Consider the following 20,620-nt stretch of genomic DNA (forward strand, 5'->3'; position numbering starts at 1 on the left):
GATGACCCTCAATCGCATATGCACCTCTCTCCCGCTTCTACTGTCAGTGTCGCTGCTTGCAAGCTGCGATCAGAACTCCGTCGCAGGGGAGGAGACGGCTCCCCGTCCTGTCAAAGTTGTCATGGCTGCGGTCGAACAGGCCAAAATCGCAAGCTCGCCCGGCGTGGTGCGGGCTCGCATCGAGACTGACCTGGCGTTTCGGACGCTCGGGCGAATGGTCTCTCGCAAGGTCGATGTCGGTGACCTGGTGCACAAGGGCGATGTCCTGGCGGAAATCGATCCTCTCACTCTGCAGCTCGCAGTCAAGAGCGCGGAGGCCGAACTGCGTAACGCCCAGGCGCAGTTGGAGAACGCCGCGACGACCGAAACGCGCAAGCGAAAGCTTATGCAGAGCAGCGCGGCAAGCATTGCAGATCATGATCTTGCCGAACAGCAACTCAAGTCGGCTGCCGCCAATGTCGCGAAAGCGACGGCGAGCCTAGCGAAGGCGAATGAGCAGCTAGGCTACGCCGAGCTGAGGGCCGAGTTCGATGGCGTCGTGACCGCCACGTCCGCAGAAATGGGCCAGACGGTTTCGGCCGGCCAGCCGGTCTTGAAACTGGCACGCCTCGAGCAGCGCGACGTGGTCGTCGACGTGCCGGAAGCGCAGTTCAGTCGCGTTCGCCCGGGCGACCGCTTCAACGTCGCCCTCCAGCTCGACAGCAGGATCCAGGCCACTGGCGTCGTCCGCGAGATCGCGCCGCAGGCCGACGCCAATACCCGCACCTATCGGCTGAAGATCGGGATCGATCAGGCGCCGGACATCTTCCGCCTTGGCGCCGTGGTCACCGCGACGCCGCTTGCCGGAGAAAGGAAGCAGGCGATCACGCTGCCGCTCTCCGCCATCCGCCACGAAGGCGGTGGCAGCCAGGTATGGGTGGTGGATCGCGCCAGGGCCCAGGTCGTCCTGAGGCCGGTTGAACTGGAAGGTCCGGCGTCCGCCCCCCGTTCCGTCCTGGTTCAAGCGGGCCTGCGGGAAGGGGAAGAGATCGTCATCGCCGGAGTTGATGAGCTCACCGATGGACAGAAAGTGCAACTCGGACAGGAGCCACGCCCGTGAACAAATTCAACCTTTCTGACTGGGCGCTCGGGCATCGTTCGCTTGTCTGGTACTTCATGATCATGTTCGCGGTGGCGGGCGGCTTTGCTTATCTTGGGCTCGGCCGCGAAGAAGATCCATCCTTCACAATCAAGACGATGGTGATCCAGGCCCAATGGCCAGGCGCTTCTGCCCAAGAGGTGACGCAGCAGGTTACCGACCGCATCGAAAAGAAGCTCCAGGAGCTCGACAAACTGGAACATACCCGCAGCATTACGACGGCCGGTCAAACGATCGTCTTCGTCGATTTGCTGCCGGATACAATCGCGCGGGACGTAAAGCCCACGTGGTCGCGCGTCCGCAACCTGATTGACGATATCAAGCACGAATTCCCCCAAGGCGTGGTCGGCCCCTTCTTCGACGATCAGTTCGGCGATGTTTATGGCAACATCTTCGCCTTCACCGGCGACAGCGGACTTAGCCAGAGGGAACTGCGCGACTTCGCCGAGAATGCCCGGACGCAGATCCTCAACATCCCCGACGTCGGCAAGGTCGATATTGTCGGCGCGCAGGACGAGGTGATCTACCTCGAATTCTCCACCCGCAAGATCGCCGCCCTCGGCATCGACCGCTCCGCTATCATTGCCACTCTGCAAGCGCAGAACGCCGTCACACAGTCCGGCTTTGTCGAAACCGGACCGGAGCGGGTCGCCTTGCGGGTCGGCGGGCGCTTCATCTCCGAGGACACCTTGCGTGGGATCAATCTTCGGGTAAACGACCGCTTCTTCCCGCTGACCGACGTCGCCACGATCACCCGCGGCTATGTCGACCCGCCGACGTCGCTCTTCCGTTTCAACGGAAAGCCTGCCATTGGGCTCGCGATCGGTATGAAGACGGGCGGCAATGTGCTTGCCTTCGGCGAATCGCTTGACAAGACGATGAGCAAAATCACCCAGGAGCTTCCGGTCGGCGTCTCCGTCGAACAGGTATCGGACCAACCGAAGGTGGTAGAGGAGGCCGTCGGCGGCTTCACAAAAGCTCTGTTCGAGGCGGTCGCGATCGTGCTCGCGATCAGCTTCATCAGTCTGGGGATGAGGGCCGGCCTGGTGGTGGCAATCGCGATCCCGCTCGTTCTTGCAATCACCTTCATGGTCATGTTCTACACCGGCATATCGCTGCAGCGCATCTCGCTCGGAGCGCTGATCATCGCGCTCGGCCTCCTTGTCGACGACGCCATGATCGCCGTCGAGATGATGGTTGCACGGCTGGAAACGGGCGACAGTCTCACGAAAGCCGCCACCTACGTCTACACATCCACGGCCTTCCCGATGCTGACGGGCACGCTCGTCACCGTCGCGGGTTTCATCCCCGTCGCTTTTAACAAGAGCAACGCCGGCGAGTTCACCTTCTCGCTCTTTGTCGTCATAGCGGTTTCCCTCGTCGTTTCGTGGGTGGTCGCGGTGGTGTTCACGCCGCTGATCGGGGTGACCATTCTACCGAAGACGATGAAGAAGCACCCCGAGCACAAGGGCCGTTTTGCCAAGATTTTTTCCAGCCTGCTGCAATTCTGCCTGCGCTGGCGCTGGATGACGATCATCGCAACAGTCCTACTCTTCGCTGGATCGATCGCCGGCCTGTCGATGGTGCAGCAGCAGTTCTTCCCGAGCTCCGACCGTCCGGAACTGATCGTCGACTGGAACCTGCCGCAGAACAGTTCGATCGCCGAAACGAGCCGCCAGATGGCCCAGTTCGAGCGTGAGATGCTGACTGGCAACGCTGGCGTCGAACATTGGTCGACATACGTTGGCAGGGGTGCGCCGCGCTTCGTTCTGTCCTTCGACGTGCAGCCGGCTGACGTTTCTTTCGGCCAGACGGTCGTTGTCACCAAGGACCTCGACATCAGGGACAAGCTGAAGCAGCAGATGGAGGTCTACCTTCAGAAGACGTTTCCGGGAACGGACGCTTACGTGAAGCTTCTGGACATCGGGCCTCCGGTTGGCAAGCCGATCCAGTACCGAGTGTCCGGCGAAAATCTGCAGACGGTGCGCGACCTGGCACAGAAATTGGGCTCGATCGTCGGCACCTATCCTTCCCTCCGGAACATCGCCTTCGACTGGAACGAGCCGGCCCGTGTCGTGAAGATAGACGTGCTGCAGGACAAGGCCCGACAGCTCGGCGTCTCGTCTCAGGACATCGCAATGGCGCTCAACACCGTCGTACAAGGGAATGCCGTAACGCAGGTTCGGGACGACATCTATCTGGTCGATGTCATTGGCCGTGCCGCGGAAAAGGAGCGCGGCTCGATCGACACCCTGCTTGACCTGCAACTGCAGAGCAGCAACGGTCAATCCGTCCCGCTGTCATCCGTCGCAACCTTCCATTACGAGCTTGAACAGCCGACGATCTGGCGGCGCGACAGAATTCCGACCATCACGATCAAGGCCGGCATCGGCGATGCGACGCAGCCGGCGACCGTTGTGAAGGCGCTCTCCGACAAGGTTTCGGCTTTCGAAAAGACGATGCCGGCTGGGTATTCCGTGAAGATCGGCGGTGCGGTCGAGGAGAGTGCCAAGTCGCAAGGTCCGATCGCCAAGGTGGCGCCGGCTATGTTCGTCATCATGGCGACGCTGCTGATGATCCAGCTTCAGAGCTTCCACAGGCTGTTCCTGGTCTTCTCGGTAGCGCCGCTGGCCCTCATCGGCGTCGTCGTGGCGCTGCTCGCCAGCAACTCGCCGCTTGGCTTCGTCGCGCTCCTGGGTGTGCTCGCGCTGGTCGGAATTCTCATCCGCAACTCCGTGATCCTGATCGTGCAGATCGAGGAGTTGCGCGCAGAGGGAATGTCGCCGTGGAAGGCGGTCGTGGAGGCGACCGAGCACCGCATGCGGCCGATCATGCTCACTGCTGCGGCCGCGACCTTGGCCCTGATTCCGATCTCGCATGAGATTTTCTGGGGTCCCATGGCTTACGCGATGATGGGTGGGATCGTCGTCGGAACGGCACTGACACTTCTCTTCCTGCCGGCGCTCTACGTCGCCTGGTTCCGGATTCCTCGCGAAGTCGAGCAGAACTGAGATGACCACATCGCTCTCAATCCCTGGGCGTATTGCCCAGGGTCTCACCGGGTTTGGGTTCGCCAAGGCGATCGCTGCCCGCGTAGGCCCCGCCGTCCCGGTCCTTGTGGCTCTGTCACTTATTACATCGGGTTGCGCCAACCGGGTGCAGGATGTCCTTCAGCCTCTCGCCGTGACCCCGACCGGCACAAGCCGGGTCACCATGCTGGTCGCCACGACGCGCAAGCCTTCGGAGGATCCCGGCAAGCTTTATTCCGGCGACCGCGGGACGGCGATTTCCCTTAACAGCGTCGACGTATCCATTCCGCCCGATCGGAACCGCAAGATCGGAGAGGTGCAGTGGCCGTCCCGCATGCCGCCCAATCCGCAAAAGGAGTTTGCGGTCACGCAGGTTGCCAAGGTGCAATCCGAGGGCCAGGCGTTCGATTGGTACCGGAAGAACCGAAACACGAAACATCAGGTCATCATTTTCGTGCACGGCTTCAACAACACCTACGCCGACGCTGTCTTCCGCTTCGCGCAGATCGTCCATGACTCGGGAACCGACGCCGCACCGATCCTCTTCACCTGGCCATCAAGGGGCCGTGTCTTCGACTACCTCTACGACAAGGAAAGCGCCAACTATTCGCGTCGCGCTCTGGAGGATCTGATCCTCCAGGCGGCGAAAAGTCCCGACGTCTCCGATGTGACGATCCTCGCCCATTCCATGGGCGGCTGGCTTGCGGCCGAGGCGCTGCGCGGCGTCGCCATGCGCGAGAAATCAATCCCGACGAAGGTCAAGAACGTCGTTCTCGCGTCGCCGGACATCGACATCGACGTGTTCCGTCGCCAGTTCACCGAGATGGGGCCGAAACGGCCGCACTTTGCGATCCTGACCTCGACACGCGACAAGGCGCTGGAGATGTCGAGCTGGCTATCGGGTGGCGTCAGCCGCGTCGGCGGGTCCGATCTCAGACCTTACGCGCCTCTTCTCGACGAACTCGGCGTTTCCGTTATCGACACGAGCGCCATCGCGACGAACGATCCGCTCGGCCACAATGCCTTCGCCGACAGCCCGGAGATCGTGCGCCTGCTCGGGCGGCGGCTGGCAGGGCAGAGCCTCGAGGGCGGAAAGGCAAGCGTTGCCGATCAGATCGGGATGACAGCGGCCAATTTCGCCGGCTCGGCAGCGCGCGTAGCCGTTGCGGCTCCAGTCGCGGTCATCAGCCCGGAGGCGCGAGAAATCCTCAAGCGGGAACTCTCCTCGAATGAGGGGAAGATGGTGGATGGTCAGATTGCGTACTGATCGTCAGCCGCCTCGATCAGACGCCGTCTGAGACCCGTCCAGCATGCGGACCAGATAGGATTGGCAAATGGAAGTTGGCACGACTGTAAGAGACCAGCCGCAGACTGGCTATATGTCTTCGATTATCGAAGCCGGCACGGCAGCGTGCCGGCTGTACGGGCCCTCGAAAACAAACGTCGCCGATATCGCTCGACTGCTGGGGAAGTCGCCGGCAAGTGTGTACAAGATCTTCCCTTCCAAGGCGGCGATTTGGGATGCCATTGCCGGGAATTTCTTCGAAACTGATCTCACCTTCACCCCATCTGCCGACTGCGAGCTCACCAGTGCGGCGAGCCGGCTGAAAGAAACCGCGCTCGGACAACACCGCCTGATGCTGCAGGCACGTCACGGCGACAGCCAGATGTTCGACCTCGTTGTTCTCGCCGCAGACGGCAGTTGGCCATCGTTCAGAGACCATCTGAAGCGACTTCAGGCGAATGTGGGCGAGCTTGTTTGCGCCGGCATCGCGACTAAAGAGTTCGTTCCGAGGAATGTTGACGCGGCCGCATCCTGCTTTTGCGCCTCAATCATCTCCTTATGGGACCCCAGAATTATTGGCGCCCTGCCTTCGAGCCACTGTCAGCTATCAGCTCACGAACTCGCTTCCTTTGCCGTTTCAGCTCTCCGGCCAAGTTCCCCAGGCGAGGAGCGCATGGCCGCGGAATGACGCCCCCAGATGCGGCCGCTAGGCCGCGAGGATGGTGATCCCGTACGAATTGGCGGCCGCCGTCATGCGGGCGATGGTTTCGGCCGAAGGGCTGGCCTTCGGTGGCTCGGTTGTGCCTTCCGCTTCGATGAATTCGGCCATGTCCCGATCGACGACCGCGGAAAAGACCACGGGGACGGTTCCGCGGTTGGAATAGCCGTGCACCATGAAGGGCGGGATGGTGACGATGTCGCCGGCGCCGGCCTCGATCTCTTCGGGGCCCCTGTCGCCGAGGCGCCAGATCGTCAGGCGTCCCTCCAGGATGCGGAACACTTCGGGGCTCGCATGCGCATGTTTCGGCGTCCGGCTGCCGGGTGGCACGGTGACGTCGAAGAGATTGAGCCAGGTTCCGCTGATTCTAAGCCGACGCTCGACCCGGTCGCCGAGGACGAAAAACCGCTTCGCCTCGTCGCTCGCAGGCATTTTCACAAATGAGTTGGGCATCATGTCTCTTTCTTTTTCTTACAGGGCTTCTTCTTATGGGCTTTTTCTTGCGGGCGCAGCCGTTAGACCTTTGCGCCGCCTTTGACAACCCGCCCTGTTGTTGGGGGTAACATCGTTGAACGCGCTTCAAAGAAGCGCGCTACGTCAGCCGAAGCGATGAACAAACGGCTCCGTTGCCAGGGGTTCAGCGCCGCTCGCGCGCTGTTGCGTCACGAAACTGTCGGGGCCGATATCGGTACTTCGGGGCGTTTCCGCAAGGTCCCTCAATGCCGCATCAGGTATGCGGAAATGACTGAGGCCGGAGGGGGTCGAAAGGCTCGGGCGCCTGTAATACCGCCGACACAGAAGGGGCGCATAGAACGCGGCGGCCGTTCTTGGGGCCGTCCTTCCGCGCCGTTCCGGCATTCATATTGATCATTCACATTGATGGAGCGCATCCATGTCCTCTCTTCCCGTCGTCGGCGCCGCCATGACGCTCGATGAAGTCGAACTTCACCGTGATTGGCTCTTCGAAAAGTCCCGCGATCTCGAATTGCAGAGCTTTATCGATGCCGAGGTTCTGAACGGTGATTGGGCGCCGCTTGCCGCCCGCACCAGGCGGCTTCTCGACGGTCATGGCGGCCGCCTCGGCATTCACGGCCCGTTCTGGGGCTTCACTATTGCCTCGGAAGATCCTGATATCCGCGCCATCGTCACCCGGCGCCTGCTGCAGGGGCTTGATGTCTGCGCCGCCATCGGCGCGACCCATATGGTCATCCACAGCCCTTACACCTCCTGGTCCTACAACAATCTCGACGACAATGCCGGCGCCCGCGAAGCCTTGGCCGAGCGCACGCACATGACGCTCCGCGACGCCGTCCGGCGCGCCGAGGATATCGGCTGCACCATGGTCATCGAGAACATCGAGGACAAGGATCCGCATATTCGGGTGGCGCTTGCCGAGAGCTTCAACTCACCCGCCGTCGCCGTCTCGATCGATACCGGCCACGCCCATTATGCCCATGGCTATACCGGTGCTCCGCCGGTCGATTATTACGTCAAGGCCGCCGACAATCGCCTCCAGCATGTCCACCTGCAGGATGCCGACGGATATGCCGATCGCCACTGGAGCCTCGGCGAAGGCGCGATCCGCTGGCACGCCGTCTTCGCGGCCCTTGCCAAGCTCGAAAGCAACCCGCGCCTCATCATCGAGATCAAGGACAAGTCGAAGATCCCGGCGTCTGCGGCCTATCTCGCCTCGATTGGGGTGGCCGAATAGCGGAAGCCCAGGAAACACCAGCCTACAAGATGACTAAGGCTGCGTCTTGGTTCTCTCTTCTCCCCAGCGGGGAGAAGGTGGCCCGAAGGGTCGGATGAGGGGGCCACACGGCACGTCATTCATTATTGCCCTTCGCTTGCGCCGCGAGCATTCGCGGCCCTGCCGCTCACCCCCTCATCTGCCTGCCGGCATCTTCTCCCCGCTGGGGAGAAGCGGACTCGTGGCAACGTCTCGGTTCCTTTCTTCTCAGTAGGAGCAAGACATATCGGACGAAACCCGCTTGCTCCCACCTTTGCACGCCACGGGCGGGCAGGGCGGAGCTCCCTCACGAAAACCGCGTAATAACGCTGATCCCCGTGGCCTCAGCCTTGTCGAGCGCCATCAGCGCTGGCACGGCCTCCTCGAGGCTGACCCGCCGTCCGATCAGCTTCTGCGGCGCGATCTTGCCGGCCGAAAGCATCGACAGCATGGCGTCGTAACGCCAGGCCTGCATGCCGTGGCTGCCGTAGATTTCCAGCTCGTGGCCGATCACCTGCGCCATCGGGATTTGCGGCGTCGCGTGTTCACCCAGCATCAGCCCCACCTGCACATGCCGTCCGCGCCGGCGCAGGTTCTTGATCGAATTGACGCAGGTGACGGGATGGCCGAGCGCGTCGATCGAGACATGCGCGCCGCCCTTGGTGATTTCGCGCACCGCCTCCGCCACGTCGGCGACACCGGATGCATTGACCGTCGCCACCGCCCCGCACTCCTTGGCGAAGGCGAGCTTCTCCTCGGATATGTCGATGCCGATCGCATTCGCCCCGAGCGCCGTGGCAATCATGATCGCCGACAGGCCGACGCCGCCGCAGCCATGCACGGCGATCCATTCGCCAGGCCCGGTGCGGGCTTGGTCGGCGACGGCGCGAAACGAGGTGGCGAAGCGGCAGCCGAGGCTTGCCGCCGTCGCATCGTCGATCGTATCGGGCAGGTGCACCAGATTGGTATCGGCATAGTCGATCGCCACATATTCGGCGAACGACCCCCAATGGGTGAAGCCCGGCTGGAACTGGTTCGGGCAGACCTGCTGGTTGCCGGAATGGCATTCGCTGCAATGGCCGCAGCCGGAAACGAAGGGCACGGTCACCCGGTCGCCGACCTTGAAGCGCATCACGCCGCGGCCGGTGGCGACGATCCGCCCGGCAAGCTCGTGTCCCGGCACATGCGGCAGCCGGATATCCGGGTCGTGGCCCATCCAGCCGTGCCAGTCGCTGCGGCAGAGCCCGCTGGCCCCAACGGATATGACGACACCGTCCTCTGTCGGTGTCGGATCGGGCAGGGTGCGGATTTCGGGCGCCTGTTCGAAGGCTTCGTAGAACATGGCTTTCATCGGCGTTTTCCTTGCTGCTTATCCGCTGTTCCACCATCATCGCATGCGGCAGGCAGCCATTCCAACATTCCATTCCATCATTTTTGCTGATGCACCCATCGATGAAGCTGCCGTTGCTGCGCACGAATATTGCGGCCTGGCGGCATTCCCCGGCATTTTCTTGCTTCCGTGTTTCCGCTCGGGATTTGTCCTTGACCCGGCTTGCCGCGGCGGTTTTTCCTTCTCCGGCTTCAGGAGGAAACCATCATGGCCGTCGATACATCACCCCGTTCAACCACCTGGACTCATGTCGATGGAGAATGGCTCCCCGGCAATCCGCCGCTGATCGGGCCGACCTCGCATGCCATGTGGCTGGGCTCCACGGTCTTCGACGGCGCCCGCTGGTTCGATGGCATCGCGCCGGATCTCGACCTGCACTGCCAGCGCATCAATCGCTCGGCGCTCGCCATGGGTCTGAAGCCGGTGAAATCGGCCGAGGAGATCGTAGCACTCGCCTGGGAAGGCGTTGCGAAATTCGATGGCGCCACGGCGATCTACATCAAGCCGATGTATTGGGGCGAACACGGCGCACCCGGCAGCGTCGTCTCTGTCGATGCGGAATCGACCCGCTTCGCGCTCTGCCTGTTCGAGGCGCCGATGGGCGGCCATGGCGGCACCAGCCTCACCGTCTCGCCCTATCGCCGCCCGTCGCCGGAAACGGCGATGACCGAGGCGAAGACCGGCTCGCTCTATCCAAACAGCGGCCGCATGATCGCCGAAGCGCGCAGCCGCGGTTTCGACAATGCGCTGGTGCGCGACCTGAACGGCAACGTCGTCGAGACCGCCTCGTCGAACGTCTTCATGGTGAAGGACGGCGTGGTGATGACGCCGGCCGCCAACCGCACCTTCCTCGCCGGCATCACCCGCGCCCGCGTCATCGGCCTATTGCGCCAGGCCGGTTTCGATGTGCACGAAGCAGCGCTCTCCGTCGAAGATTTCATGCAAGCCGACGAGATCTTCACCACCGGCAACTATTCCAAAGTCGTCGGCGTCATCCGCCTCGACGACCGCAATCTCCAGGAAGGCCCGTTCACCCGCAAGGCACTGGAACTCTACATGGACTGGGCCCACGGCAGGAGTGAGAGCGAAGAGTGAGCAGCGGTTCGGCGCTGCCGAAGCAATCGATCCAGTGAATCGATTGCAGCTGCGAACGCCCGGAGCGCAAGCGCAGGGCAGGCGCGGTCGCCTCTAGCAACATCCACGTCTGCATCCGCCCCTCATCCGCCTGCCGGCACCTTCTCCCCGTAAACGGGGCGAAGGGGATATGCCGCGACGTCTCCGTCCCAACCTCGCTTGCGCAGGGCACGTCCCCTCTCCCCGTCAGAACGGGGAGAGGGTTAGGGTCATAGGCGCTAGGTTAGGCTCTAAGCCGACGGGCAGCCGCGCCTCAACCTTCGGCCAGGGGTCCAAAATATCGGGTCAAATCGACATCCCGGGTTTGATTCACATCCATAGTCTTGGCTGTCTATACCCTAACCTAGCGCCTATGAGGGTTAGGGTGAGGGGCAATTTCTTGCCGTGAGGGCGGCCTATCGTCCCGATGCCCGCACACTCACGTCATCCACTTCCGATGTTCCGCAAATCTCTCCGCCAACAGATCGATGAACAGCCGCACCTTCGTCGGCAAATGGCTGCGGTTGGGATAGACGGCGTTGATGTTGAATTCGATCGGCCGGTAGTCCGGCATGATCTTCACCAGCCGTCCTTCGGCGATGTCGTCGAACACGACGAAACTCGGCGCCAGGAAGATGCCTCGCCCGGTCAGCGTCAGGAAGCGCAGCATCTCGGCGCTGTTGGAGACGACGTTGCCGCTGATCTTGACGCTCTCCTTGTTGCCTTCGCCATCCTCGAAGCGCCATTCGTCGCCATAGGGGTAATAGGCATATTGCAGGCAATTGTGATCGGCGACCTCGGCCGGCGTTTTCGGCATTGGATGGCTCTCGAAATAGGCCGGCGAGCAGACGAGCATATGGCGCCAGGGCGTCAATTTGCGCGCGACGAGCGATGAATCCGGCGGCGGTACGGTGCGCATCACCAGGTCGTAGCCATCCTCGATCATGTCGACCATCCGCTCGCCGACGCTGAAATCGAGTGAGATCGACGGATAGAGCTCCATAAATTCGCTGACGACAGGCAGCAGGAAACGGACGATGGCGCTGCTGGTGTAGACCTTCAGCGTGCCGCGCGGCGTCGTGCTCAGCGCGCCGGCCGTCCGGTCCGCCTCATCGAGTTCAGCCAGGATCTGCGACGAGCGTTCATAATAATATTTGCCGGTTTCGGTCAGGCTGACCTTGCGCGTCGTGCGGTTAAGCAGCCGCACGCCGAGCCGGTCCTCCAGCGATTGCACGTGATTGCCGACCATGGTGACGGACATGTTGAGCCGGCGCGCGGCGGCGGAAAAACCGCCGCATTCCACCACGCGGCCAAACACCATGAGGCTTGTCAGCCGATCCATATTGCCCCCGGATTATCCGCTGAGAGTTGATGATCCTTCCCGATTTAAGCAGATTATCAGAATGAATGGCAGGGTGCATTTTTCTCCACATCGAACAGGGCCTCAGAGAAGGCCAACGGTGAAGGAGAATTGCGATGGTCGAGTTACCCCACAGGCAAGCTTTCGAAACTGCCAGGCAAGCCGAGCAGATCTTGGCCGAGGAAGCCGCCAGGGCGCCGGCCGCCGAGGCGCCCCCCATGCCTGTCTCCGAAGCGCCGGTTGCGGACGCACCGGTCGCGGATGCTCCCAAAAAGACCGGCCGTCGCATCGTCAAGCGCGCCGTCATCGCCGCCGCACTGCTTGCCGGCGTCGCTTTCGCCGGCGACTTCGGCTACCGTTATTGGACGGTCGGCCGCTTCATCGAATCCACCGACGATGCCTATGTGAAGGCCGATTACACCACCGTAGCCCCGAAGGTCGCCGGCTATATCAAGGCAGTGCTCGTCAACGACAATGACGCGGTCAAGGCCGGCCAGGTTCTTGCCCGTATCGACGACCGCGACTTCCAGGCCGCACTGTCGCAGGCGAAGGCCGATGTGAAGGCGGCCGAGGCCGCCATCACCAATATCGACGCCCAGATCGCCCTGCAGCAATCGGTGATCGAGCAGGCCAAGGCGACGGTCGATGCCTCGCAGGCATCGCTCGACTTTGCCGTGTCCGATGCCGCCCGCTCGGCCCGTCTGATCACCAACGGCGCCGGCACCCAGTCTCGTGCCGAACAGACCCAGTCGGCCCGCGACCAGGCCGCTGCCGCCGTCGAGCGTGACCGGGCAGCCCTCGTCACGGCTCAGAATAAGGTGCCGGTGCTTCAGACCGAGCGCGAACAGACGGTTGCCCAGCGTGACCGTGCGGCCGCCGCGGCGCACCAGGCAGAGCTCAACCTCTCCTATACCGATATCGTCGCTGCCGTCGACGGCACGGTCGGCGCCCGGTCGATCCGGGTCGGCCAGTATGTCACCTCGGGCACGCAGTTGATGGCGGTGGTGCCGCTGCATGCGGTCTATGTCGTCGCCAATTTCAAGGAAACGCAGCTGACCTATATCAGCCCCGGCCAGTCGGTCGAGATCAAGGTCGACAGCTTTCCCGATATCTCGATCAAGGGTCACGTCGACAGCGTTTCGCCGGCAAGCGGCTTGGAATTCTCGCTGCTGCCGCCGGACAATGCTACGGGCAATTTCACCAAGATCGTCCAGCGCATCCCGGTCAAGATCGTCATCGACGACGAGGCTCTGAGCGGCCTGCTGCGCTCGGGCATGTCGGTCGAGCCTGAAATCGATACCAAGGCTGCGCAGACCCAAGCTGCCGAGACCAGGGCTAGTCGGACCAAGGCTGCCCAGACCTCTGGGACGGCCGAAGAGGGATTATCCAGCCACGCTGGATGACCCTTCCGAATGATCACCCCAACCCCTTCATGAGAAAATTTTCCGCAAGAGCCGGAAGGAGATAGGTCATGGCCACTCTTCAGATCGCCGCCAACAGCAATGCGCTGGCGCCCGCCGCCGTTGCAGCGCCCGCGACACCTGCCGCGATGAGCCCGCTGCGCATGTGGGCAGCCGTTGTCGGCTCGACGCTCGGCGCCTTCATGGCCGTCCTCAACATCCAGATCGTCAATGCCTCGCTTGCCGATATCCAGGGTGCGATCGGCGCCGGCACGGATGACGGCGGCTGGATTTCGACCTCCTATCTGATCGCCGAGATCGTCGTCATCCCCTTGAGCGCCTGGCTGGCGCGCGTCTTCTCGCTCCGCAATTACCTGTTGACCAACGCCATCCTCTTTCTCATCTTCTCCGTCGCCTGCGCCTTCGCGGCTAATCTGCAGCAGATGATCATCCTGCGCGCCATTCAGGGCTTTTCCGGCGGCGTGCTCATCCCGATGGCTTTTACCATCATCATCACGCTGCTGCCCAAGGCCAAGCAGCCGATCGGCCTCGCGCTGTTCGCCCTTTCGGCCACCTTCGCGCCGGCGATCGGCCCGACGATCGGCGGTTATCTCACCGAGAACTGGGGCTGGGAACATATCTTCTATGTCAACCTGGTGCCCGGCGCGCTGATGGTCGGCCTGCTCTGGGTCTCGCTCGACCGCGCGCCGATGAACCTGAAGCTGCTCGCCAAGGGCGACTGGCCGGGCATCATCACCATGGCGATCGGCCTGGCAGCCCTGCAGACCGTGCTGGAAGAGGGCAACAAGGAAGACTGGTTCGGCTCCGATTTCATCGTCCGTCTGTCTGTTATCGCCGCCGTCTCGCTGACGCTGTTCCTGATCATCGAGCTGAAGACTGCCAATCCGCTGCTGAACCTTCGCTTGCTGGTGCGCCGCAACTTCGGCTTCGGCATCGTCGCCAATTTCCTGCTCGGCATTGCGCTTTACGGCTCGGTCTTCGTGCTGCCGATCTATCTCACCCGCATCCAGGGCTATAATTCCGAGCAGATCGGCATGGTTCTCGCCTGGACCGGCATCCCGCAGCTGCTGCTGATCCCGCTGGTGCCGCGCCTGATGAAGCTTTTCGATATCCGCCTGCTGATCGTCGTCGGCTTTGCCCTTTTCGCCGCCTCGAACTTCATGAACGTGCACATGACCGGCGATTATGCCAGCGACCAGCTGTTCTGGCCGAACATCGTCCGCGCCATCGGCCAGGCGCTCGTCTTCACGCCCCTCTCGGCGATCGCCACCGCAGGCATCGAGCAGGAAAATGCCGGCTCGGCTTCCGCGCTCTTCAACATGATGCGCAATCTCGGCGGCGCCGTCGGCATCGCCTCGCTGCAGACCTTCCTGTCGAAGCGCGAACAGTTCCACTCGAACATCCTGACCAACTCGGTCTCGGTCTTCGAGGAAGCCACCCGCGATCGTATCGCCAGGCTCACCGGCTACTTCATGAGCCACGGTGTCAGCGATCAGGCGCTCGCCGGCCACAAGGCCGTCGTCGCCATCGCGCTCAAAATACGCAAGCAGGCCAATATCATGGCCTTCAGCGACACCTTCTTCCTGCTCGGCGTCGCCCTCGTCGTCGCCCTGCTGGCAAGCCTGCTTCTCAGAAAACCCGGTCAACTCTCCGGCGGCGGCGCTCACTAGCGCCGTGCGGCCCTCAAAGAGGAGAAAGCCATGACGTCAGCGATCTATGCTCCCGATGCCGACAGGCTCCAGCCCAAGGCCGCCGGCCATGCCGTCAGCGTCGGCGCACTGCTCTCGATCATCGAATGGCTCTCCGGCGACGAATGCCACGCGCTCGACGAAGCCGGCCTGGTCTCCGGCCTCGGCCGCAGGCTTCAGGCGCTCGGCCTGCCGGTCGACCGGTTGACCCTGCATCTGATGACCCTGCATCCCGAGTTCATCGGCCGCACCATCGCCTGGGCGCCGGGCGAGCCGGTCGAGATCCACGACCGCGAACACGGCGCCCGGGTCGCCATATCCAACACGCCGCTGCGCAAGGTCATGGAAACCCGCGAGCCGCTGGTCGTCGATACCGGCGAAAGCGTGCATGGCCGCTGGCAGCATATCGATGTCTTTGCCGATCGCGGCCTGATGCAGCTCGTCATCGCGCCACTCTGCAATGTCGACGGCCCGGTCAGCGCCGCCGTCTTCGGCACGCGGCGGCCGGGCGGCTTCACCGCCTCCGAGCGTCAGGTGATCGAACGCATCCTGCCGGCGCTGCGCAACACCAGCGAACTGCGCATCCTTCGCCAGGTCGAGCTCAGCCTGCTCGATACCTATATCGGCCCGCTGACGGCAAGCCGCATCCTCGCCGGCCGCATCCGCCGCGACGAGATCGAATCGATGGAGGCAGCTTTGCTGCTTTGCGATCTGCGCGGCTTTACCGAACTGTCGAACCGGCTGCCCGGCAGCACTGTGCTCGGGCTGCTGAACGCTTATTTCGACAGGATCGTGCCGGCCATCACCCGCGAGGGCGGCGAGGTGCTGAAATTCATGGGCGACGCCGTGCTTGCCTTCTTCCCGGGTTATGATGCCGCCCATTCCTGCGGCGCCGCCCTGGCATCGGCCCGCGCCATCCTCGAGGAGATCGACCATTTCCAGTATGAGGGCATAGGCGTGAAGGCCGGCATCGCCCTGCATTACGGCGAGGTCAGTTACGGCAATGTCGGCTCCGGCCGCCGCCTCGATTTCACCCTGATCGGCGGCGACGTCAACCTGGTCAGCCGCATCCAGACCGCCTGCAGCGAACTGGGAGAGGCCCTGCTGATGTCGGCGCCGTTTCGCGACGAGGCCGGGGCAGGGGATGTGGCATCGGTCGGGATGCACGGGCTGAAGGGTTTTGCGGATCCGGTGGAGCTGTTCACGATCGTGCGGTAGGCGGGAGTCCACCCCCCTCTGCCCTGCCGGGCATCTCCCCCACAAGGAGGGAGATTGGATGGGCGCGATGGTTTCCCCAAACAACTGGCGTCACATGAATCGTAAATTGAGGGCGAGACATAGCTTCTTGCCGATCTCCCCACCTGTGGGGGAGATGCCCGGCAGAGGGGGGTGCTGCACCCACCGAGAGACCAAGCCCCGACGCCCACTTGCATAAAATGCATGGCAGGTCTGCCCGAAACGGTTTCGTCTTCCCCCATCTTTTCGCCATAGTGGCGCCGAAATTCCGTAAGCGGGGAGGAAGAGGCTTATGACTGTGCTGTTCGACGAACAAGGCGAGATCATCCGCGAACTGGGTGTCGCCGCCGACATCGACGCTGAGCGGGAGATCGAACGGCGAACCGCTTTCCTCAAGGATTATCTCGTCGCTTCGGGCATGCGCGGCTACGTCCTCGGCATCAGCGGCGGCGTCGATTCGCTGACCGCGGCGCTGCTGGCCCAGAAGGCAGTGCGCGAGCTGCGTGACAGCGGTCATGCGGCCGAATTCATTGCCGTGCGCCTTCCCTATGGTGTCCAGGCGGACGAGGCCGATGCGGTGAGGGCGCTGGAAACGATCGGCGCCGACCGCGCGATGGTGGTCAACATCAAGGCGCCGGCGGATGCGATGCTTGCCGCCGCGCAGGACGGCGGCCTCGCCTTTGCCGATGCCGGCCGGCAGGATTTCATCCTCGGCAATATCAAGGCGCGCCAGCGCATGATCGCCCAGTTCGCCCTTGCCGGTGCGCTTGGCAGCCTCGTCATCGGCACCGATCATGCGGCCGAGGCGGTCATGGGCTTCTTCACCAAGTTCGGCGATGGCGCAGCCGATATCCTGCCGCTCGCCGGCCTCAACAAACGCCGCGTCCGCCTGCTGGCAAAGCGGCTCGGTGCCCCGGACGAGCTGGTCTTCAAGGTGCCGACCGCCGATCTTGAGGACCAGCGACCGCTGCGCCCCGACGAGGAGGCCTATGGCGTCAGCTATGACGAGATCGACGATTTCCTCGAAGGCAAGCCGGTCGGCGAGATCGCCCGGCGCCGCATCCTCGCCGCCTATCGTGCGACCACTCATAAGCGCACTTTGCCGGTGACTGTCAGCGCCCTCTGACGGTCGCCCAGGCGTGGGATGCGTACGGGCGCGAGCTGGGGTTTACGGCCTGACCGGCTCGCCCGTCCGTCCTGATGAAGCGAGATAGGCATGCGGCGCGAAATAGACGCCGTCGGCATCGAAGGCTTCGAGATCTTCGGCCTGCAGCGCCTCGCGCACCTTCGGCCGTGCCGCCACCCGGGCCATGAAGCTGTGCAGCGCCTGCCATTGCTTGAGATCGATGTCGGTCCAGGGCGACCAGTTCAGGCAGACGAAGAGATAGGCATCCGCCACCGTAAACGTATCGCCGGTGAGATAGGGTCCGGCAAGACGGCCGTTCAGCCATGTCAGCCGCTTCGATATCAGCGCGCGGACCTCCCCATGAACACTGGAATAAGTCGGATCGAAGAGCAGCACCATCGGCTTGTGCAGCTCGGCGGTGATGAAGTTGAGATAGGATTGCACCTCGTTGCGGCGGATGTTGCCGACCTCAGGCAACAGGGCTGCCCCTTCGGGCACGCTGTCGGCGAGGAACTGCACGATCGCCGGCCCCTCCGTCAGCACCTTGCCGTCGTCGAGCACCAGCGCCGGCACATAACCGTTGCCGTTGATCGCGAGGTAATTCTCGCCGGTGCTTGTCCTGTGGGTCTGCCGGTCGACTTGGACGAGCTCGATATCGAGCCCCAGCTCCCGGCAGATGATGTGCGGCGAAAGCGAGCAGGCCGCGGCGTGCATATAAAGTTTCATTGCGGATTTCCTCTCTCACGCAGGCGGTCGATGCCGCCCGTCGATGGTGTTGAACATCTGTACTGTTTCGCATAAAATGACTCTCGTCAAGAATTTAATGCGAAGCGGTACAAATATGAAAGACGAGAAGAAGCGTGGCCGGCCGAGGGGCTTCGACGCCAAGGCGGCGCTCGGCAAGGCGCGGGATGTCTTCTGGGACAGGGGGTTTGCCGCCGCCTCGCTCGACAATCTGAGCGCTGCGACCAACCTCAACCGCCCGAGCCTCTACGGCGCCTTCGGCGACAAGGAGGATCTTTATCTCGATACGCTGGAGGGCTATCGGCAGGACGGCATGAATACACTCGCCGAAGCGCTCGACCCGTCATTGCCGCTGCGCGACAATATCGCCCGTGTCTATGCGGGTGCGCTGGCGATCTATCTGCATGGTGAAACCGCCGCCCGCGGTTGTCTGTTGATCGGAACGGCATCGGTCGAGGCGGTCCAGCATGAGCGGGTCCGCGAGGTGCTCGGCCGCAGCCTCAACGATTTCGACGACGAGATCGAAAAGCGCATGCGGCTTGGCGTGGAAAGGGGTGAGCTTCCGGAGAGCGCCGATCCGCAGATGCTTGCCAGGCTCGCCTCCGCCGTCATGCATTCGCTCGCCGTCCGCGCCCGCGCCGGCGACAGCCGCGAGACGCTGGAAGCGATTGCCCGGTCGGGCGTCGAGCTGATCTGCGGAAGCGCCAATAATTCTTAGGTCGAGTCCCGAGTCTCCGTATCCCTCGGCCGTACCATCCAGGCATAGGCCGCACCGGCGAGAAGCAGCACGGAGGTGCCGAGGAAAACCGCCCGCATACCGATATGCCCGCCGACAAAGCCGCCAAGGATGGGGCCGGCCACCTGGCCGACATATTGCGAGGAAATCGAAAGCCCGAGAATGCTGCCGGCCGCACTATCCGGTACGCTGTGGCGGATGACCGCGGCGATGCAAGGCAGCAGCCCGCCGAGTGCTGCGCCCATCAGGAAACGCAGGATGATCAGTTGCCAGGAACTGGTGACGAAGGCCTGCGGGATCAGCAACAGCCCGGCCACGGCGAGTGCGCCTGCAATCACCGGCCAGTGGCCGCTCCTGTCGGCGAGCTTGCCGAGCCATGAGGCTGACAGAATGCTGCCGAGGGCGGCCGCCGACATGACGACGCCCGATACCATCGTCACCTGGGATTCGACGGGCACGAGCTGCGCGACATAGACGGTGATGATCGGCTCGATCGACATATTGGCAAACATCAAGAGCATGCCGGTCGCCAGCATGGCGATGACGGGCCGCTTGTCGGCAATGGATTTCCAGCCGCCGCTGACCTTGGCCGCTTTTTTGCGTGCCGGCGATTTCTCCTCCTTGATCAGGAAGGCTGTGGCGAGGAAGGCGAGGAAGATCATGCCGCCGGCGGCCAGAAACGTGCCGCGGATGCCGATGATGGGCGGCAGCGCGCCGCCGATCAGCGGCCCGACGAGATTGCCGGCCATGATGCCGGAGGAGAGCACCCCGAGCGCCCAGGCCGAACGATCCTTCGGCGTCTGCGTCGCCACAAGCACCATCGAGCCGGAGGCATAACCGCCGGCAAGCCCGACGAAGAGGCGCAGCGCCACCAACTGCCAGACATTGCCGGCCATGCCCATCAGCGAGATCGCCAGCGTCATGCCGAGGCTGGCGCGCACCAGCATCAGCTTGCGGCCGTAAATATCGCCAAGCCGGCCCCAGAGCGGGGCGACGAGAGCCGCGGCGAAGAAGGTGGCGCCATAGGCGATGCCCGACCATTGCACGATGTCAGCATGGTCGCTGACGCCGAGTTCCTCGACATAGAGCGGCAGGAAGGGAAGCAGCAGCGTCATCGCCACGATGGTGGTGAAGGAGCCGATCAGCGAGATGGTGAGATTGCGCTTCCAGTGCATCGAGCCCGGCCTGGCGCTGGCGGCGTCCAATTGCGTATCGGTCATTCTCTCGGCCCCGGCATTGATCGCGCGGGCGAAGTTCCGCACGCCTGATGAAACGATGTGCCCTTTGCCGCGGCGATGGATCGGCGCGGGTGAAACTGTCCTGAAGATCGAGCTTTTCGAGGTCGAGCGCATAGGCCGTATCGGTGCATGCGCTCGCCGTTCCAGGGCGGGCACGCGCTGATATAACCGCGCTATGGCCCATCCTTCAAGACGGCGCTTTCGCATCGGTGGCCTGTCTTTGGAAATGAGAGCCGCAATCTGGACCCTTTCGGGCAAAAGTGCTACAACATGACCGATTGCATGATGCAATCGGTTAATCCGAGGACATTGCCATGAGCGACATGCGCACATCCCGAGAGCAGACTGTCCGCCATCTCTACGCCGCCTATCTCGACGACCGTAAGGATATCGTCGGCGCCATGTTGACGGAGGATTTCACCTTCTCCAGTCCGCGCGACGACCACATCGACCGAGCGACTTATTTCGAGCGCTGCTGGCCGAAGGAGCCGGTCTTCCGCGGCTTTGACATTGAATTCCTGGCGATCGACGGTGACGAGGCCGTCATCCGCTACCGTGCCGAAAAACGGGATGGCGGCAGCTTCCGCAACATCGAGAGCCTTCGCTTCCGCGGCGACAAGATCGCCTCCGTGGATGTCTATTTCGGCCGGAATCTGTAACCCTACAGCG

At 62.9% G+C, this 20,620-nt stretch carries 18 protein-coding genes; 13 read left to right on the plus strand and 5 right to left on the minus strand.

Going from position 1 to position 20,620, the window contains the following annotated elements:
* The first annotated feature begins 1 nt into the window (after position 1).
* From B5P46_RS09430 to B5P46_RS09445, 4 genes are all read left to right on the plus strand, one after another.
* Positions 2-1,099, plus strand: a complete 1,098-nt coding sequence (locus B5P46_RS09430; protein ID WP_164986465.1) for an efflux RND transporter periplasmic adaptor subunit — start codon at positions 2-4, stop codon at positions 1,097-1,099.
* Positions 1,096-4,149, plus strand: coding sequence for an efflux RND transporter permease subunit (locus B5P46_RS09435; RefSeq protein ID WP_129418426.1), 3,054 nt, complete (start codon positions 1,096-1,098; stop codon positions 4,147-4,149). The genes B5P46_RS09430 and B5P46_RS09435 overlap by 4 nt, the downstream gene beginning before the upstream one ends.
* A gap of 1 nt (position 4,150) precedes the next feature.
* The gene (locus B5P46_RS09440; protein ID WP_129418427.1) at positions 4,151-5,434 is read left to right on the plus strand and encodes an alpha/beta hydrolase; all 1,284 of its coding nucleotides are present in this window, start codon (positions 4,151-4,153) and stop codon (positions 5,432-5,434) included.
* Between the two features lie 67 nt (positions 5,435-5,501).
* Positions 5,502-6,140 (plus strand): TetR family transcriptional regulator, encoded by a 639-nt coding sequence (locus B5P46_RS09445; protein WP_129418428.1) that lies wholly within the window; start codon positions 5,502-5,504, stop codon positions 6,138-6,140.
* A gap of 18 nt (positions 6,141-6,158) precedes the next feature.
* Here the strand turns inward: B5P46_RS09445 and B5P46_RS09450 are convergent, their stop codons facing one another.
* A complete protein-coding gene (locus tag B5P46_RS09450) occupies positions 6,159-6,626 on the minus strand; it encodes a cupin domain-containing protein (RefSeq protein WP_129418429.1) in 468 nt (155 codons plus the stop codon).
* A 436-nt stretch (positions 6,627-7,062) separates the two neighbouring features.
* On the opposite strand from B5P46_RS09450, the gene B5P46_RS09455 reads away from it, so the two are divergent.
* Positions 7,063-7,881: a sugar phosphate isomerase/epimerase family protein gene (locus tag B5P46_RS09455; protein WP_129418430.1), complete on the plus strand. Its 819-nt coding sequence runs from the start codon at positions 7,063-7,065 to the stop codon at positions 7,879-7,881.
* Between the two features lie 325 nt (positions 7,882-8,206).
* On the opposite strand, the gene B5P46_RS09460 is transcribed toward B5P46_RS09455, so the two are convergent.
* On the minus strand, positions 8,207-9,250 hold the full coding sequence (locus tag B5P46_RS09460; protein ID WP_129418431.1) for a zinc-dependent alcohol dehydrogenase family protein: 1,044 nt from the start codon (positions 9,248-9,250) through the stop codon (positions 8,207-8,209).
* Here B5P46_RS09460 and B5P46_RS09465 point away from each other — a divergent pair.
* Together B5P46_RS09465 and B5P46_RS09470 are read left to right on the plus strand one after the other, a co-directional pair.
* Positions 9,240-9,575 carry a hypothetical protein gene (locus B5P46_RS09465; protein ID WP_129418432.1) on the plus strand — a complete coding sequence of 112 codons (336 nt, stop codon included), beginning with the start codon at positions 9,240-9,242 and terminating at the stop codon, positions 9,573-9,575. The genes B5P46_RS09460 and B5P46_RS09465 overlap by 11 nt on opposite strands.
* On the plus strand, positions 9,497-10,384 hold the full coding sequence (locus B5P46_RS09470) for a branched-chain amino acid aminotransferase (RefSeq protein WP_129418433.1): 888 nt from the start codon (positions 9,497-9,499) through the stop codon (positions 10,382-10,384). Before B5P46_RS09465 ends, B5P46_RS09470 begins: the two co-directional genes overlap by 79 nt.
* A gap of 457 nt (positions 10,385-10,841) precedes the next feature.
* Here the strand turns inward: B5P46_RS09470 and B5P46_RS09480 are convergent, their stop codons facing one another.
* Positions 10,842-11,744, minus strand: a complete 903-nt coding sequence (locus B5P46_RS09480; protein WP_129418435.1) for a LysR family transcriptional regulator — start codon at positions 11,742-11,744, stop codon at positions 10,842-10,844.
* A 134-nt stretch (positions 11,745-11,878) separates the two neighbouring features.
* Here B5P46_RS09480 and B5P46_RS09485 point away from each other — a divergent pair, with 134 nt between their 5' ends.
* From B5P46_RS09485 to nadE, 4 genes are all read left to right on the plus strand, one after another.
* Positions 11,879-13,165 carry an HlyD family secretion protein gene (locus B5P46_RS09485; protein WP_129418436.1) on the plus strand — a complete coding sequence of 429 codons (1,287 nt, stop codon included), beginning with the start codon at positions 11,879-11,881 and terminating at the stop codon, positions 13,163-13,165.
* A 68-nt stretch (positions 13,166-13,233) separates the two neighbouring features.
* Entirely contained in the window at positions 13,234-14,853 is a 1,620-nt protein-coding gene (locus B5P46_RS09490) for an MDR family MFS transporter (RefSeq protein WP_129418437.1), read from the plus strand.
* Between the two features lie 30 nt (positions 14,854-14,883).
* Positions 14,884-16,089 carry an adenylate/guanylate cyclase domain-containing protein gene (locus B5P46_RS09495; RefSeq protein ID WP_129418438.1) on the plus strand — a complete coding sequence of 402 codons (1,206 nt, stop codon included), beginning with the start codon at positions 14,884-14,886 and terminating at the stop codon, positions 16,087-16,089.
* Positions 16,090-16,399: 310 nt separating this feature from the next.
* Entirely contained in the window at positions 16,400-17,233 is an 834-nt protein-coding gene (gene nadE / locus B5P46_RS09500; protein ID WP_129418439.1) for an ammonia-dependent NAD(+) synthetase, read from the plus strand.
* A gap of 42 nt (positions 17,234-17,275) precedes the next feature.
* Here the strand turns inward: nadE and gstA are convergent, their stop codons facing one another.
* Positions 17,276-17,959, minus strand: coding sequence for a glutathione transferase GstA (gene gstA / locus B5P46_RS09505; RefSeq protein WP_129418440.1), 684 nt, complete (start codon positions 17,957-17,959; stop codon positions 17,276-17,278).
* Between the two features lie 115 nt (positions 17,960-18,074).
* On the opposite strand from gstA, the gene B5P46_RS09510 reads away from it, so the two are divergent.
* The gene (locus B5P46_RS09510; protein WP_129418441.1) at positions 18,075-18,695 is read left to right on the plus strand and encodes a TetR/AcrR family transcriptional regulator; all 621 of its coding nucleotides are present in this window, start codon (positions 18,075-18,077) and stop codon (positions 18,693-18,695) included.
* Here the strand turns inward: B5P46_RS09510 and B5P46_RS09515 are convergent.
* Entirely contained in the window at positions 18,692-19,933 is a 1,242-nt protein-coding gene (locus B5P46_RS09515) for a multidrug efflux MFS transporter (protein ID WP_129418442.1), read from the minus strand. The two genes, B5P46_RS09510 and B5P46_RS09515, sit on opposite strands and share 4 nt — an antisense overlap.
* Positions 19,934-20,265: 332 nt before the next feature.
* Here B5P46_RS09515 and B5P46_RS09520 point away from each other — a divergent pair, with 332 nt between their 5' ends.
* The gene (locus B5P46_RS09520) at positions 20,266-20,610 is read left to right on the plus strand and encodes a nuclear transport factor 2 family protein (protein WP_018446277.1); all 345 of its coding nucleotides are present in this window, start codon (positions 20,266-20,268) and stop codon (positions 20,608-20,610) included.
* Positions 20,611-20,620 lie beyond the last annotated feature (10 nt).

It is taken from the genome of Rhizobium leguminosarum (genome assembly GCF_004123835.1).
Classification (GTDB): domain Bacteria; phylum Pseudomonadota; class Alphaproteobacteria; order Rhizobiales; family Rhizobiaceae; genus Rhizobium; species Rhizobium leguminosarum_M.